Here is a 15,947-nt window from a genome sequence, read left to right as displayed (position 1 = left end):
TCGGGCGCCGTTGACCGCGTGACGGGGTTGGCCCAACCCTTTCCGCGATCGTCAGGCAGCGGAAAGAGCTACGGGCGTATACGAAGGGTGGCTACACTCCCGCATAGTGCCGCCACCGCTATGGCAGGGATATGCCGCCCGCACGGAAGGCCCGAGCACATGACCCCTCGCAGCTCCCACCCCGTCGCGCCCGCCGGTTTCTGGCAGCGCCCCGCCGTCGCGCAGGCCCTGGCCAGCCGAGACATCGGCGGCTTCCTCAAGCTCTACCAGCAGTGGACCGGCGCCACCCAGACCCAGATCGCCACCGCATGTGAGGTCCCCCAGTCGCACATCTCCCACATCATGCGGGGCAAGCGGCAGGTCACCAGCCTGGATATGTACGAGCGGTTCGCGCGCGGTCTGGACATTCCCCGCGCCCTGCTCGGACTCGCCGAGCCGGCCCCGACCGCTGAAACACCGGCCCTCGTCGAGCGCACCGGCCCGGACCGTCGAGCGGTTCTCGCGGTGACTGCCGCCACCGTCGTTCTCGCCGCCGATGACGAGTTGGACGAGGTCACCCGCCGCATGCAGCACTTCGCCGCGTCGAACGTCGACGACGCCGCGGTCGAGCAGCTCAACGTGAGCGTGGACCTGATCGGCTGCCGCTACGAGGGGTCCGACGCCGCGGCCGTCTACCCGACCGCGCTTCGTCAGCGCCGCTACGTGGCCGAGCTGATGAGCGGCCACCAGCACCCACGGTTCCGTGGCGAGCTGTATGTCGTTGCCGGAAAGCTGTCCGGCCTGCTCGGCTATCTCGCGTTCGACCTGGGCAACGAGGTCCTTGCCCGTGCCTACTGCAACGAGGCGATGAGCCTTGCCCAGGCCGCCGGCCACCGCGACCTTGCCGCCTGGGTGCGCGGCACCCAGAGCTTCATCGCCTACTACGCCGGCCGCTACAAGCAGGCACTCGACTACGCCCGCGACGGCCAGCGCCACGCCGCCGGAGGCCCCGCCTCCATCCGCCTGGCGATCAGCGGCGAGGCCCGCACGCTCGGCAAGCTCGGCGACCGACGCGGCGTGGACGATGCCGTGGACCGCGCCCTTGCTGCTCATGCCCAGGCCGACCACGTCGACCCGGTCGGCTACTTTCTGTCGTTCGAGCCGTTCGGCGCCGCTCGGCTTGCCGGAAACGCCGCCAGCGCCTATCTCGCTTTGGGCGCTGTCGACCGCGTCCGCGAGTTCACCGATCAGGCCATCCCGGTCTTCGCCCGGTCGAACTCCGCCGCCAGTCACGCCCTGACGTTGGTTGACGCGAGCATGACCTACCTTGTCGGCCACGACATCGAGCCCGACCGGGCCGGCGCCCTGGTTTCCGAGGCCCTGACCGTCGGCTCCAGGCTCCGATCGCAGGTCGTGGCCCGCCGCGCGCAGGACTTCGTCACCGGCGCCGCCCCGTGGGCCGCCGTCCCCGAGATCGCCGAGGTAGCTGACGCCGTCGCCGCGTGGCGTACCCCCGCCGCCTAACCGGGCCGGGTTCTAGCCTGGCGGAGTGCCGCACTCCCACGAGGACCAGGTCGACGCCGAGGACTGGGAAGCCTTCCAGCGCACGGACCGGATGGCCGACCACTGGTGGTGGCGCCCCGGCTGGCGCCCCGACCGCCACTACCTGACGTGGTACGTCGTCTTCGACGACCAGGCACTGCGCGACCACGTTGCCGAGCATCAGAAGGCGTTGGCCGAGCTGGACTACCTCGACCCGGTCCCCGCGGACGGTATCCACATGACCGTCCAAGGCGTCGCGTTCGCCGACGAGTTGGACGCCGACACCGTCACTCGCATCGGCGCCCAAGCCGACGAGCGCACGGCCGACATCGAGCCGTTCACGCTGACCGTCGGCCCGATCGCTGCCTATACCGGCGGCACCTTCCTCCGAGCGGCGCCGTGGCACCCGGTTGCCGAAGTCCGCGAGCGCCTCCGCGGAGCCATCGCCGCCGAGCTCGGCGCCGACCAGGTCCCCGCCGAACCGGCCCGCTTCAAGCCACACATCAGCGTCACCTACTGCAACGCCACCCCGGCGGCCACCGAGGTCATCCGCAGGTTGACCGAACTCCGCCAGCTCCCACCAATCGAAGTCCCGGTCACCAGCGTCAGCCTGCTCGAACTCCGCCGCGACGGCCACGCCTACCGCTGGACCACCCACCACACGGTCACGTTCACCAGCACGTAGCCGCTACGCGTTGCCGCCGCTACAAGGCTGCTGCTACAAGGCTGCTGGCTGCCGAAACCGCCGATTTAGGATCAAGGCGACCCGCGCCGCGCGGCGGCTGCGCGCGGCCCTGGCGGGCCGTGCTCGCCGGCGCGTCGCGTCACAATTCCGATCCGCCCGTGGCAGCTGCGTCGCATGCGGCGAGATTGCCCCGAATCATCTGACAGTTGGGGTGGTCGGGGCCGTAGACGGCTTCGGCGACGGCCAGCGCCCGCTGGGCCAGCGGCAGCGCCTCCCCGACCCGACCCAGGGTGCGCAGCGCCCCCGCCAGATTGTTCAGGCGGCTAGCGACCTCCGGGTGGTCGGGGCCGTAGACGGTTTCGTCGATCGCCAGCGCCCGCCGGGCCAGCGGCAGCGCCTCCGCGCCCCGGCCCAGGTCTTGCAGCACCGCCGCCAGGCTGTTCAGGCCGGCGGCGACCTCCGGGTGGTCGGGGCCGTAGACGGCTTCGTCGATCGCCAGCGCCCGCCGGAACAGCGGCAGCGCCTCCCCGGCCCGGCCCAGGTCTTTCAGCACCGCCGCCAGGTTGTTCAGGGCGGTGGCGATGACGGGATGGTCGGGGCCGTAGACGGCTTCGGCGATCGCCAGCGCCCGCTGGGCCAGCGGCAGCGCCTGCCCGACCCGACCCAGGGTGCGCAGCGCCCCCGCCAGATTGTTTAGGCCGGCGGCGACCTCCGGGTGGTCGGGGCCGTAGACGGCTTCGGCGATCGCCAGCGCCCGCTGGGCCAGCGGCAGTGCCTCTGCGGCCCGGCCCAGGTCTTGCAGCGCCACTGCCAGGTTGTTCAGGGCGGTGGCGATGACGGGATGGTCGGGGCCGTAGACGGCTTCGGCGATCGCCAGCGCCCGCCGGAACAGCGGCAGCGCCTCCCCGACCTGACCCAAGGTGCGCAGCGCCCCCGCCAGATTGTTTAGGCCGGCGGCGACCTCCGGGTGGTCGGGGCCGTAGACGGCTTCGTCGATGGCCAGCGCCCGCTGGGCCAGCGGCAGTGCCTCCCCGGCCCGACCTAGGGTGCGCAGCGCCACTGCCAGGTTGTTCAGGGCGGTGGCGATGACGGGATGGTCGGGGCCGTAGACGGCTTCGTCGATGGCCAGCGCCCGCTGGGCCAGCGGCAGCGCCTCCCCGGCCCGACCCAGGGTGCGCAGCGCCACTGCCAGGTTGTTCAGGTGGCTAGCGACCTCCGGGTGGTCGGGGCCGTAGACGGCTTCGTCGATCGCCAGCGCCCGCCGGACCAGCGGCAGCGCCTCCCCGGCCCGACCCAGATCTCGAAGCGCCCCCGCCAGATTGCTCAGGCCGGCGGTGACCTCGGGGTGGTCGGGGCCGTAAACGGCTTCGTCGATCGCCAGCGCCCGCTGGAACAGCGGCAGCGCCTCGCCCGCCTGACCGTGGACCTGGAGGTAGGTTGCCGTCCGGTCGCACAACCAGGACAGGTCACCGGCCGCTGCCGCAGGTTCCGAGCCCGCCGACGCAGCCGTACCCGCCGGGTCGTCCACGCGGGCCACCACCGCGCGGACATGCGGGAGCAGCATCCCCCACCGAGGCCAGTTTTCCGGGGTGTTTTTGATCTCTCCGGGCAGGTCGGCACGCAGCAGTCCGAGCAGGACCGCCAGTGCCTGCGCCTGTCGGGCCTGGCCGGTCCGCCGCCGGGTTGCGGCCGCCACCAGCCGATGCACCACCACCGTGGACGCATCCCGACCAGCCAGGCTGTACCCGACCAGCGCCCCCACCGCCTCCAGCCACCCGACCCGATCCCCGGCCGCCACCGACAGCGGCCCCCCACCGAGCAGATTCGCCCGGCCCTCGAACAGATCCAACGGCACCGGCTCCGGCGCGCACAACGCCAGCAGTTCCAACAGCTCCACCGCGGCCGGGGAAACCGTCGCCAGACGCTCGGTAGACAGATCCCACAACGTCGCGACCGTCTCCCCAGCCCGCTCAGCGACCTCACCCAGACCGATCACGTCATCGAGCCGCACCGCCAACAGGTCGGCAAACTCGGCCAACGGCGTCCTCGTCTGCGCGCAGAACGCCGCCGCCTGCTCCACCGCCAAAGCCAAATCCCCCAGCAGCCCCGCTACCCGATCGGCCACCTGCGGATCGACCGACACACCACGGCCCGCCAGCAGCGCCACCGACTCCGACCGCGCTAGCGTCGGAACCTCGACCGTCGCACCGAGGCCATCCCAACCCGCACGCCGCGACGTCACCAGCACCCGGCCACGACCATCCGCCGGGCGAAACGGCGCCACCGCGGCGAGTTCCTCGGCGTTGTCGAACACCAACAGCCACCGCCGTCCCCGACGCCGAAGCTCAGCCACCACCGCCGCCGGCTCCGCCCCCACCGCCAGGCCCAACGCCTCACCCAACGCGCCGAGCTGCTCGGGCACCTGGTCCACCTGCTCGGCCGACACCCACCACACCACGTCGAACGCCTCGCCATGCCGCCAGGCGTACTCCACCGCCAACGCCGTCTTCCCGACGCCACCCATCCCAGCCAGCGCCACCACCGACACCACCGAGCCCGCCGCCAACTTGCCCGCCAACTCCGACAGCTGATCCTCACGGCCCACGAACCGCGCCAGGCGTGGCGGCACGTTCCACACCGCCGGCCCCGGCCGTCCCTCGTCCTCAGCAGCAGCGGCAAAGATCGGGTTAGCGGGGAACTCCCGCCGAGCGGCTTCCAACAACAAAAGCCGGCCACTCCTGACCTTGCCCGCCGCGAGCAACCGCGAGACCTCCCACCACCAGTCGACGGCCGACAGCCCGTTCGCCCAGCCCGGCTGACTCCGCCGCCGCCAGCCGACCGAGGCCAACAGCCCACCGGCCGGCAGCGCATCCGGGTACATCTCAGCGAACGCCAACACCTCCGCGGCCGACAGACCGTCCGCCACCCGCCACCCCCCGACAGGACAAGACGACGCGCGAGACACAGGCCATCACGCTGCCGACCAGCATCCCACCAGACACCGCGAACCAGACATCACCGATCGGTCCCAACCGGTCGAGTCGTGTAGCCAACCATGTAGCCAAGCCGGCAAACTCAGGCGGACGACCACAGACAACGACGGAACGGCGGCCCGAGCCTGACCGAGGCCACAGACGAGCCCGGACCTCGGCGGACCAGCGCGACCGACTTTGCAAGGCAGGGGTTGAGCCTGGACCGGTCGATGACAAAGCATGCTGCCGCGCCGCTTCCGTTCCTCGGCGCTGGCGCGCCTGCGGTACGGGTCGACTTGCCAACGAAGATCGCTGGTTGGCTTCCGCTGTGGTAGGTGTCGCCATCCGACGGCCGCGTCCGCGGCGGTGCCGAGCGAGGCCGCCCCGTAGAGGTTAGTCCGCAGGCATAGGCGGTTCATCGTCAAACAATTCCAGCGTTGGACGTTGAATCAACTCTGCCGATGTCACGGACAACATGACATAACGTTTTCCCCGGCGAACTACACTGCCAGTTAGGACCAGACTGCTGCGATCTCGGTACGATTCAATGAATAGGCTCTCATCTAGATTCGGCGCCGCGATTCGGACGCTTACATGTCGAGGTCGATCCCCTTCTATCGCCAGAGTTCCCTGAACTTTGGCAATCAGCCGCCCATTCCCTGAACCGCTCCGCTCGAGTCCCTTCGCCTGCCCGACTAGACTCGCACGGATAGGAATAACCATATTTCGAAGCTGCTCGGCGCCATCTTGCAGAGTTCGGTGAATTCCGGGTGGCACCTCGACACTTTTACGCCGAGATCCATCAACCGGCACTGTCCGGGCGAAATCAACAGCAATTTGTTTAGGAGGCGAGCCGTCCAACCTCGGCGCGATACTAGCGAGAGCGTCCACTAGATCTGCACTAACACCATGTGGTATCGCTTCACGCCAGGCGTCCGGGCGAACTTGCATTCCTGGTGCCTGGGCGACAGTCACGGCCGTTTCGACGCCATCTAGAAGCGTCTCCGTGACTCGACGTCCATAATGATGACCGAGCTCTAGCTCAGGAACTTTCACAGGAGGGTCGACCGGACAGTCTAGCTGCACGACAAAGCTGCCAGGAACGACTCGAGCCGAGACGGTATCCAGGTACCGTTCCGCATCGATGGGATGCTCCGAACTGAAAAACGCGCTCGGTTTCAGCGCCGCGCAGGCCGAAGCCAGCATAAGGCGTCGGGCTGCGGAGAATAGCGTCGACGCATCGGGCAGTGGAGCCGAGCCAGGCTCGTTTGATTCTGACCAGACGTCGACTCGGTCGAATGCCGAAGCCGCTGTTAGAGCCCGGGAGACGGTGAGTGAATCTCGTCCCTCGAATTCCGCGAGGCGGCGCAGAACATCGGCGAGAGACGATGCGTAATCCTTCAGCCGCTCATCCAGGGGTAGCATTATTTGCCTAATGCGCCCCCGCGAATCTCGGATTTCGTACAGAGCCGTGAATCCCGTAGTTCCAACCCTATGCCATCCCGCACGATCAACATAGTCAACCAACTGATTCGGCGATGGAAGTATCTCTACACTCACAATGTCACCCCCAAGTCGGCATTGAATTCATGTGCCGCATTAACACATAGTTGAATGAGAGACTCGGGGGATATTCGATTTTTTGCGTCGATGTAGACAGTCTTTTTGGACCTGTTTTTAGTTGGCGACTCGCCCCTCAGTGAATGATAATACACTCCACCAGAAAGCTTGTCGCCCGAATCGCAGGTCGACATCCTATTTCGACGCTCTTTTGAAGTTATCACGAGGAACAAGTAGTGGGGATGCTGGAATGGCCCGACAAGTCGATTGTAGGATGTTGCGTCGAGCGGATATGCTATTCTTCCAAATTTGTCATAACCGGGCTCTGCCGTGGTCTTCACCTGCGCCGCAATCTTCGCTTCCTGTAAGCGTCCTATCTGGTGGGCGAGAGTGAAGGTGAGCTCACCGATGCTTCGCTCGACTCTCTCGAAGGCGCAGCCAAGACCTGCAATCTCGGCGAGAGTCTCAATCCAGCGCTCGCCAAACCCGCCCTTGTCGCGATGATCGTGTCCCGATCGAGCCCTGTCGCTGAGGTCGGCCAGGCGGTTCCATGGCTCGGCCTCGTCCGATGCCCGTTGCTCTGGCGGTCGGGGGACCCCCGGCGTCGGTGGCTCGGTGTATGCATCACCGAACAGTGCGTTCGAGTCCTCGCCCCCGTCGATCACGCGCAGAGCATCTCACGGAAGGCTCCAGAGCAGACACAGAACGCGCAGGACCAGCCCACCTAATCGATTCGTCCGCCGGCATACAAGATCACGCCTGACTCAACGACTTCTCCGCTCGGCTCCACCAAGCCATCACCGACGTTCTCGACCACCAGCCGCCACCGCCGCAGCGCTCCCGCCCCGACCCAGCCGAGGACCGGGCGAGTTCGGAGGCTGTAAACAGGAAACGACAGGCGCGCGTAGGCCGTCCAACTGACAGGCAACCTGACAGGCGAGCCCGCGGACGACCGTGGACCGTCGCGGACGTCGAGGGACGCCGCACCGCCCGCCACCAGGGCCAGCGGACGGCCACGGACGCCGATGGATGATCCAGATGAAACTACGGATCAAAAGGTTGGGGGTTCGAGTCCCTCCGAGCGCGCGCGAGGCGGATCACCTTGGTCGCTTCCCTTCGGGAAGCTCCCCCAGGCCCGCGAGTATTGCCCCGGGGCCGAGCCCCGGACCCCACGACCTGGGGTTTCGCACCACCTGGCAGTCACCTGAGGTCGCGGGTGACGCCCCACAGATGTCTGGTTGAGACAGGTTCAGGGCCCCGCAGCCGCCGACGGGTGGCGCGGGGCTCTGGGCTTTCCAGGGTCCATACTGCAGTTAGTACTGCAATTGGATTCGATCACGGTTCGGCGTGCGGGCGAGCCCCGCCGTTCCGTAACCCTCTGTGACATCACCCGGCAGGCGCCGCGCCCCGGTGACCCCCAGCCGGAATGTCACGACCTCGACCGATGCCGATCACCACCCATCGACCGGAGGTCCGCGCGTGCGCCCGACTCTCTACACAATCGACCATCCGGAGCCGGGCAGCGTGAGCATCATGGCGAGACCCCGCGGCTTCGACTGGATCGCCGACGAGATGGCGGCGCTGGCCGCAAGCGAAGTCGACGTCGTGGTCTGCGCGCTCACCCAACCCGAACTCGACACGCTGGGCCTCGCCGGGGAGGCCGAGGCGGCGCGCGCCGCCGGCCTGCGGCACATCGCCATGCCCATTCCAGACCGCCAGGTCCCCGAAATGGCCGCCGTCCTACCGACCCTGACGAGCCTTGCCGACGATCTCCGCGAAGGTGCGCATATCGCCACACACTGCCGCTACGGCATCGGGCGCGCGTCGTTGCTCGCGGCCGCGCTCCTCGTCCTGAACGGCACGACGCCCCAGGTCGCCTGGACACGGATCCAACATGCCCGCGGCCTGCCCGTGCCAGACACCGCGGAGCAGCGGGAATGGACGAAGCAGCTCACTCGCCGGTCGTAACCTCGCGAAGGCTTTGCAGCCGGGTCAGGATGCCGTCCATGCTGCACGCGGTCTCCCGCTTCACGTCGTCGAAGACATCCACGTAGATATCGGCGGTCGTACCGATTCGAGTGTGCCGCAGCAGCGCGCGAATCTCGTTCAGGTCGACGCCGGCGCGGAACAGCAGGGTCGCCGCCGTGTGCCGGAGGTCGTGCACGCGGACGCGCCGCACGCTGGCCTGTTCGCACACCACGTCCCACCAGCGGTTGACGTTGCGTGGATCGACCGGGCGCCCCGCCGCGGTGGTCAAGCGCCGCGCCGCGCGACGGCTGCGCGCGGCCCTGGCGGGCCGTGCTCGCCGGCGCGCCGCGGACCAAGATTCCTCGACCACATCGCCAGGACGCTACCGAAACTAATCATGGTCCACGTCTGCGAAGGCTCGGGGAGTAACTGTTGCACAAAAATATGGTGGGGGCGGTAGGTTGCGTCGGCTGACTAGAGCCCGCGCTTCCGGTCTAGCCACTCGGCGTCGTTCCACATTACCGGCATGGCGCCGACCGGCTCGAAGGTCAGCCGCGGATCGTTTGACTGGACGAGGCAGATCAACCGGTTCCCGAGCAGCATTGCGGAGCGTGCCCGATCGGCGAAAATGTCCAGCAAGATCTGGGCAGTTCGTCGATCAGCAGCCGCGAAGCGCTCGAAGTTGGTGAACGCAACAACTAGACCCGTTGCCTCTGCGCTCCAGCCGTAATCGCCCATACCGACGTCTCGCATGCAGTCGTTGAGTGCAAGGAGATTCCTGCCGAAGTACGCGGGGAAGCTGAGAGCACTCGCGATGTCGGTGAACATGTCCTCGGCCGCTGTCCAAGCGCCAGCGTCAAGGGACACGACGTCGTAACCATGATCGCGAAGCCACTGCGTTGCTTCGTCCAACAGGGAACGACGCCAGAACATCGTGACGAAGGTGTTGTGCACCAGGCGGTAGTCGACCGGGTGGGTGAATGGAGCACGTGGATCCCACGAGGCCATGGCCGGAGCATAGCGACGCGACCCGATCTTGCCCTCGGCAGCCAGGTTGGCAGCCATCCCGACGGGACGATCGTGGACGCCCGTGGCCAACAGTCAACCCGCGACCTGCGCCGGTGGACAGCCATGGACACCAAGGGTCGCGCACGCTGCGTCGCTCAGGCAGGCTCCGCAGATTCCCGTGTAGCCAATCGTGTAGCCCAGCCGGTGGACTGGCGTGGACGTCGGTGGACGCCGGTGGAATCGATCGAGACTCTGAGTCGAGCCAGCGGACGCCCACGGACGTCCACGGACACCCCGGACCGACTTTGCAAGTCAGGGGTGAGCCTCCAAGCAGCTCTGTCGCGCCACGCGACGGCTGCCGCGGCCCCCGCGCCGTGCTCGCCGACGCGGTACCGATGGGTGCGACGCCGGCCCGAACGACGTGGAAGACTCACGCGCATGGGGTCCATGCGCTTGTACGAGAACACCGCTGGGCAATTCGAGCTGGTGCTGGAGGCGGGAACCACCGACGTCGATGATCTCATCGAACAGCTCGGCCATGAACCCAACGGCTACTTCTGGGAGGGCGCAGCCCAACTCTTGGTCAGCGCTCAGGCCCCCGCCCTCGCCGACCGCCTCACTTACGATCCCGAGGGGGGCATGTTCGTCGCCTACAGTCACGATCACGCAGCGCTGGAAGAACTTAAAAACTGATGATCCCGGTGGTGACGAGCGAAGTCCATCTGCGGCGACTCATCGCCTTGGCGCAAGCGACGGACTTCACATTCGACGACTGATGCGCCGATGCGGGTGCTCCTGCTGCAACTTCCGTGGGATGCGTAGAAGCCGCAGGTCCTCTGGGACATCTCGGATGCGCTGGCAGCCCGCGTAGCGGCCGACGGCCGTGGGTGGCTCCTGGACGTGCTGGCCCACGTCGGTTGGTTCACCGCGATGGCAAGATAGAGCCGATCTTGAAACGGCGGTTTCAGGCCTCGTCGAGGTGTTTGACGGTGACCGTGCCGTCGGGTTGAACGTGCGCGTAGGCGATCTTCACGTTCGGGTGAGCCGCGTGGACGAGGGCCTCGACCTCGGCCTTCTCCTTCGACGCGGCCAACCGGGTGAAGTGCACGACGTAGCCGTGCGGCACCCCGCTGGCAGCGAGACCGGCGAGGTCTTGGGCGAGATGGCTACGCCCATAGTCGAGGCCCAGTTCGACGGCTACCGGTGGGACGATCCGGCCCTGCCGGAACTGCTCAAGACTGGCGACGGCCAGTTGACCAGGCGTGAGCAGCGCCAGGTCGAACAACCCACGACGTTCACCGTCGTCGGCCGGCATGGGCCACTCCTTGTGGATCAGGCCCGTCCGAGGTCCCGACGCGCCGATCGGGGCGAGCGCGTCGAGCTCGGCGTTCGCGACGAGTTCGTGGAACAGCTGAAGGTGCAGGGAGTGCTCAACTCGATGCCGGTACGGATGCCTGACGAAGTCGTCGACCAGTCCGTCAATCGCCCGCTCCACCATGCCGACCGCCGCCGCGAGCCACGGACCCACGGCCGCCGTTGCCGGCACATTCGGCATCGAGACCGGGACACCCGACGGACCGAGCAACTGGGCGCTGCGCGTGCTGAGAAGCCAGTCCCCCAGCGCCATCAGGCTCGCGAGCTCGGGCAGGTCGGCGCCGGTAATCCGCGCCGCGGCTGGAAGGCGGTACCGGGCGTCGTAGGCACCGCGCCGGTTCTCCGACGTGCACACGTTGACGGTCTGCGTCTTCGAACCCGTGCTGACGAAGACCCTCCGGCCAGCGACGTCAAAACTGAACAAGGGTGATGTGATCACGTCGATCACCGTAGACCCGGCTACCGCCTCGGGTGCCGCCTGTGGCCGATGTGACCGAACATGTTAGAGATCAGTAGCGGTAGCCGTCGCCCCGATTCGAAGTCCCTCCTCAGTAGGGCGCGGGTCTCGTTCAGGTCCACGCTGGGTTACGCCGGAGCAGGTACCACGTCCGTCAGCGAACTGCGACCGGCGTGCCTGGACGCGGTGACGGGAACCAGATCGCGAGACCGCGCATCCAACGCATCATGGCACCTCCGCATCTCGCCCGATTCTTCCTGCTTGCCGCGGCTCTGATCGGCTGCCTGACGTTGACTGCCTGTGGTGGCAACCCACCGTCGGAACCGCCGGCCACGGACAAGCAGTCGTCCACGGCAGTAATCGCGCTGTATTGCGGCAGCGAGCGGATCGATCCCGGGAACCTGGCAGCCGGAGACGCCCGGCGGTGTTTCGTCGAGGCGGTCGCGGCTGGCCAGGCCGCGACGCTGACGAGCACCGCGACCACCACCGAGGGCGACCCGATCGTCTACTCCCTCAGCAGCGACCCGAACGGCACCATCACGGTCATCCAAGACACCAGCCAGGACCGCTTCCGCGGCGTCGGCACCCCAGACCGGGTGCGCTACGTCTGCACCTCGATCGACGACACCCGCGAGACGCGGCCCCACAGGGCCGATGTCATCACCGCTCGCCTCCACGGCTGCACCACACCCGAACCGCTCTGACACAGTCAAGGAGATCGCCGACCAGTTCGGACGGAGTTCGGACGGAGTTCTGTCGGAGCCCGTCGGCATGATCGGCATGATCGGCATGTGGCTGACGAAGGTGCGGTCGGTGACGCCGCGGACGAGAATGAGCTCCTCCAGATGACATGGGAGAGACTCGATAAGTACAGGCGCGATCGCGACGCCGCCAACCCGGCCACGCAGCATCGCGCCGACCTGCTGCTGGCAGCCGAGGCTGGCCATCCCAACCAACTTCGGACGCGACCTGCGTCAGGACCTGCTCCGGGTGGCCGACGCACCCGAGGACATGCATTTCGACAACTGGGGCACCCAGGCGAGTGGACACTGGACGCGGCTCGTGAGGCGATCACCGCGGACGTTTCGCTCCTGATCCCGCTACTCGACGACGCCGACGCGGCGGTGCGGTCGAACGCGGTGTACGCACTGGCCACCGCGCTGGCGGCGCCACCGGCAGTGCGCTCGCCGCGCAGCGCGCGTTCCTCGGCCTCGACCGCCGCCTCGCGTCGACGGACCACCGCCGACGCGCCCTCTTTGAGATTTTTGTCGCCTCCGCGGCCGGCCACGAGCTCGACGATGATGATCCACTGGCTAGTTGGCGGCCGACAGCGCGAACGAGCAGGGGCCTTGGGGCGTCGTCTCGGCCGGTGACCACGTCACCGGCATCGCCGGTGGGGCCCACTGCCCGCGCGGCCACCAGCGACGGCCTGCTGCCCGCCGACGACCTCACCGCACTGGTCAGCACCGATGCGGCGCACGGACCAGCTATGCTGGCTGTATCAGCTCGTCGAGCTCCTGCCGCGAGTTGTCCGCGCGTCGTAGCACCCGCTGCTCAGCATCGGCCTCCGCTCCGCGCGTAACCGGTTGAGATCCTCGGATCCCCGGTTGTCGGCGGGACACCCGCACAGATAGCGACTTTTCTTGCCTTCGTTCACCGATCTGGGCGTGCCCACGCGCCTGACCGACGTTCTCACCCGTCTCGACATCAAGATCCCCACCCCCATCCAGCGGGCGACGCTGCCGGACGCGCTCGCTGGACGTGACGTCCTCGGCCGGGGCCGCACGGGGTCCGGCAAGACGCTCGCGTTCCTCCTGCCCGTGGTCGCGCGACTGTCCGGTGGTCCCCGGGCCCGGGCCGGGGCTCCGCGCGCGCTGATTCTGGCGCCCACCCGCGAGCTCGTCGCGCAGATCGACACGGCTCTGCGGCCGCTCGCCGCCGCGGCCGGCCTCACCTCGTGCACCGTGTTCGGCGGCGTCGGCCAGAACCCGCAGGTGGCCGCGATCCGGCGGGGCACCGACATCGTCGTGGCCTGCCCCGGCCGGCTCGAGGATCTCCTCGCGCAGGGGCACTGCTCGCTGGCACAGGTAAAGATCACCGTGCTGGACGAGGCCGACCACATGGCCGACCTGGGGTTCCTTCCCGCCGTACGGCGGCTGCTCGGCCAGACCCCGACCGGCGGGCAGCGGATGCTGTTCTCGGCCACCCTGGACAAGGCCATCGACACCCTGGTGCGCCAGTACCTCAGCAAACCCGCGGTACACGAGGCCGACTCCGCCCAGTCCCCGGTGGGCACCATGGCGCACCATCTGCTGCACGTCGAGCGGGACAGCCGGCTCCCCGTGCTCGTTGACCTGTCCAGCGCACCGGGCCGCACCGTCGTGTTCACCCGCACGAAGCACGGCGCCAAGGCTCTGGCCCGCCACCTCAACCGCGCCGGCGTGCCCACGGTCGAGCTGCACGGCAACCTGAGCCAGAACGCCCGTACCCGCAACCTCGACGACTTCCACACCGGCCGGGCTTCGGCGCTGGTCGCCACGGACATCGCCGCCCGCGGCATCCATGTCGACAACGTGGCCCTCGTGATCCACGCCGACCCACCGGCCGACCACAAGGCATACCTGCACCGTTCCGGGCGCACCGCGCGCGCCGGCAACAGCGGCACCGTCATCACCCTGGCGACCACGGAGCAGATCCGTGAGGTCACGCAGCTGGCCCGCGCCGCCGGCATCAGGGCGACGACCACGCGGGTCGCATCCGCCGATCACCCGATACTCGCCACGCTCGCCCCCGGCGCTCGGTCGCTCACCAGCCCCGCGGTCGCGGTCCAGGCGGAGACCAGAACCAGTCCAGCCCAACGCGTGCCGGCTGGCGCGAACCGCGACACCGAGCCGACACCTCGAACGGGCAGACGGCGTGGACGCCGCCCCGCCGGCAACCACAGCCACCGCTCCGGGCGGTCCACGGCGTCTCGACCGCCCATGGCCACGGCTAGTACCAGCTCACCCGATCACGAGGCCGGCCCGTCGCCCACGGAGCGACCCAGATCGCGACCGACCCACAGCGCCGCGATGTTCAGCGCACGCCGCGCCCGCTGACCAGACTCGGTCTGACCGGTCGCCTTCGTCGTCGCCGTCCCAGCTGAACTCGACGATCCGCCACCGCCCGGTCAGACCCGCCATCCGATCCTCCGCACATACCGCGTCAATCCGTCGCGCCGGCACGGGGCAACCACCGTCCCACCTGCCCAGGCCGGCCAGGCAGGCTCCAGCTGTCGCCGGAGGCGGCCTCCGCAGCTCGCGGAGGGTCCTGTGGACCCAGCGGCGATATCCACAGCGAGTGCGTCGGCCTGGCAGGGGCGCCGCCCCCGTCTGGGTCTGCCGAGACGGCGCGGTCGGTGGGACAGGCCGGCAGCCAGTGGGCGATCTCGGCCTGTGTAACGGTGCCAATCCGAACATATGGTCTAATCGCGCCGTGGTGGTGACCGGCGGACCGATCGCGCGCCGCGCGGCGGTCGTGCACGCCTTGCGGGTCCTGTCGGCGTCTGGCTGGGCCGAGTATCTGGTGCTTCGGGGCAGCGTGGTGCTGAAGGCCTGGCTGGGTGAGCTCGCGCGTGAGCCCGCGGACATCGACTTCGTCGTAACCGGCGGTCTCGGCGCGGATGGGCTACCTACGTGGGAGGTCGACGAGGGGGCCCTGGTGGCTGGCGTCGTGGCGGCGCTCACCGACGACCCGGTGCCAGGTCTGCGCGCGGACCAGATCGAGGTCGACGACATCAACGGCTACTACGGCTACTACGGCTACTACGGCTATCCGTCCGGCGTGCCACCGCGACGGTCGGGCACGCGGATATCGGCGCCACTGCCCCATGGTTTCCAGGAGGAGCGTCCGGAGCAGCAGTCGGGAGCGCGGCGTCAGCCGCCGGTGACGCGCTTGCTTTTTCCCTACGGCGTGGGCGACGAGCGGGACGTACTCCAGGTCGACCTGGCGTTCGGGGAGCGGATGCTCGAGGCGCCGGTCGTCGTGGAGATCCCGCCGCTGGGTACCCGGATGCTGGCCGCGACCCCGGTGCTCTCCCTGGCGTGGAAGGTGCATTGGCTGCTCAACGACGTCCCTGCGCGCGGTAAAGACCTTTACGACGCGGTTCTGCTCGCCGAACACATGCCAGTGCCCCTTGCTCGTCTTTGCGACCTGCTCGTGCGTTTGGACGATCTAGAAGTGGTCAGGATGCTGCGGCCCAACCAGGTGGATTGGGATCGTTTCCGCGCTCAGCACCCCCACATCGAGGGCGACGCCCGATCCTGGCTGAACCGCCTGGGCGCGGCGCTCGCCGATAATTGATCTTCCTGTTCCACGCGGGAGACCTGCTTCGGGCTGGAGGCCTGGGGCGGCATGCGTCCAC

Annotated in this window: 12 protein-coding genes; 7 read left to right on the top strand and 5 right to left on the bottom strand. The window is 68.2% G+C overall.

The genetic code is table 11. From position 1 onward, the window contains the following. The first annotated feature begins 159 nt into the window (after positions 1-159). Positions 160-1,503, top strand: coding sequence for a helix-turn-helix domain-containing protein (locus I6A81_RS18280; RefSeq protein ID WP_203000245.1), 1,344 nt, complete (start codon positions 160-162; stop codon positions 1,501-1,503). A 25-nt stretch (positions 1,504-1,528) separates the two neighbouring features. Continuing rightward, a complete protein-coding gene (locus I6A81_RS18275) occupies positions 1,529-2,206 on the top strand; it encodes a 2'-5' RNA ligase family protein (protein WP_203000247.1) in 678 nt (225 codons plus the stop codon). Between the two features lie 139 nt (positions 2,207-2,345). Here the strand turns inward: I6A81_RS18275 and fxsT are convergent, their stop codons facing one another. Together fxsT and I6A81_RS18265 are read right to left on the bottom strand one after the other, a co-directional pair. Then, positions 2,346-5,132, bottom strand: a complete 2,787-nt coding sequence (gene fxsT / locus I6A81_RS18270) for an FxSxx-COOH system tetratricopeptide repeat protein (protein WP_203000249.1) — start codon at positions 5,130-5,132, stop codon at positions 2,346-2,348. Positions 5,133-6,734: 1,602 nt separating this feature from the next. After that, positions 6,735-7,403: a DUF4365 domain-containing protein gene (locus I6A81_RS18265; RefSeq protein ID WP_203000251.1), complete on the bottom strand. Its 669-nt coding sequence runs from the start codon at positions 7,401-7,403 to the stop codon at positions 6,735-6,737. 745 nt (positions 7,404-8,148) lie between these two features. Here I6A81_RS18265 and I6A81_RS18260 point away from each other — a divergent pair. After that, positions 8,149-8,706: a protein-tyrosine phosphatase family protein gene (locus I6A81_RS18260; protein WP_203000253.1), complete on the top strand. Its 558-nt coding sequence runs from the start codon at positions 8,149-8,151 to the stop codon at positions 8,704-8,706. On the opposite strand, the gene I6A81_RS18255 is transcribed toward I6A81_RS18260, so the two are convergent. Both I6A81_RS18255 and I6A81_RS18250 read right to left on the bottom strand, forming a co-directional pair. Then, positions 8,690-8,995, bottom strand: coding sequence for a tyrosine-type recombinase/integrase (locus tag I6A81_RS18255; protein ID WP_238428322.1), 306 nt, complete (start codon positions 8,993-8,995; stop codon positions 8,690-8,692). The two genes, I6A81_RS18260 and I6A81_RS18255, sit on opposite strands and share 17 nt — an antisense overlap. A 185-nt stretch (positions 8,996-9,180) precedes the next feature. Further along, a complete protein-coding gene (locus I6A81_RS18250; RefSeq protein ID WP_203000255.1) occupies positions 9,181-9,771 on the bottom strand; it encodes a barstar family protein in 591 nt (196 codons plus the stop codon). Between the two features lie 390 nt (positions 9,772-10,161). Here I6A81_RS18250 and I6A81_RS18245 point away from each other — a divergent pair, with 390 nt between their 5' ends. Beyond that, positions 10,162-10,407: an Imm51 family immunity protein gene (locus I6A81_RS18245; protein WP_203000257.1), complete on the top strand. Its 246-nt coding sequence runs from the start codon at positions 10,162-10,164 to the stop codon at positions 10,405-10,407. Positions 10,408-10,678: 271 nt separating this feature from the next. Here the strand turns inward: I6A81_RS18245 and I6A81_RS18240 are convergent, their stop codons facing one another. Next, positions 10,679-11,527: a hypothetical protein gene (locus I6A81_RS18240; protein WP_203000259.1), complete on the bottom strand. Its 849-nt coding sequence runs from the start codon at positions 11,525-11,527 to the stop codon at positions 10,679-10,681. A 245-nt stretch (positions 11,528-11,772) separates the two neighbouring features. On the opposite strand from I6A81_RS18240, the gene I6A81_RS18235 reads away from it, so the two are divergent. The 3 genes from I6A81_RS18235 to I6A81_RS18225 all read left to right on the top strand — a co-directional run bounded on the left by I6A81_RS18235 (position 11,773) and on the right by I6A81_RS18225 (position 15,886). Then, positions 11,773-12,249, top strand: coding sequence for a DUF4362 domain-containing protein (locus I6A81_RS18235; RefSeq protein ID WP_203000261.1), 477 nt, complete (start codon positions 11,773-11,775; stop codon positions 12,247-12,249). A gap of 963 nt (positions 12,250-13,212) precedes the next feature. Then, positions 13,213-14,643, top strand: a complete 1,431-nt coding sequence (locus I6A81_RS18230) for a DEAD/DEAH box helicase (protein ID WP_203000263.1) — start codon at positions 13,213-13,215, stop codon at positions 14,641-14,643. A 376-nt stretch (positions 14,644-15,019) separates the two neighbouring features. Beyond that, positions 15,020-15,886: a nucleotidyl transferase AbiEii/AbiGii toxin family protein gene (locus I6A81_RS18225; RefSeq protein ID WP_203000266.1), complete on the top strand. Its 867-nt coding sequence runs from the start codon at positions 15,020-15,022 to the stop codon at positions 15,884-15,886. Positions 15,887-15,947: the final 61 nt, after the last annotated feature.

Source organism: Frankia nepalensis (genome assembly GCF_016786325.1).
GTDB classification, from domain to species: domain Bacteria; phylum Actinomycetota; class Actinomycetes; order Frankiales; family Frankiaceae; genus Pseudofrankia; species Pseudofrankia nepalensis.
Note: the sequence above shows the minus strand (reverse complement) of the source record. Positions and strands in the feature narration are given on the sequence as shown.

Excerpts from the sequence above, each read along its gene's own strand:
- I6A81_RS18280 (WP_203000245.1), top strand. The coding sequence starts at position 160 with ATGACCCCTCGCAGCTCCCACCCCGTCGCGCCCGCCGGTTTCTGGCAG.
- I6A81_RS18250 (WP_203000255.1), bottom strand. The coding sequence starts at position 9,771 with ATGGCTGCCAACCTGGCTGCCGAGGGCAAGATCGGGTCGCGTCGCTAT.
- I6A81_RS18245 (WP_203000257.1), top strand. The coding sequence starts at position 10,162 with ATGCGCTTGTACGAGAACACCGCTGGGCAATTCGAGCTGGTGCTGGAG.
- I6A81_RS18235 (WP_203000261.1), top strand. The coding sequence starts at position 11,773 with ATGGCACCTCCGCATCTCGCCCGATTCTTCCTGCTTGCCGCGGCTCTG.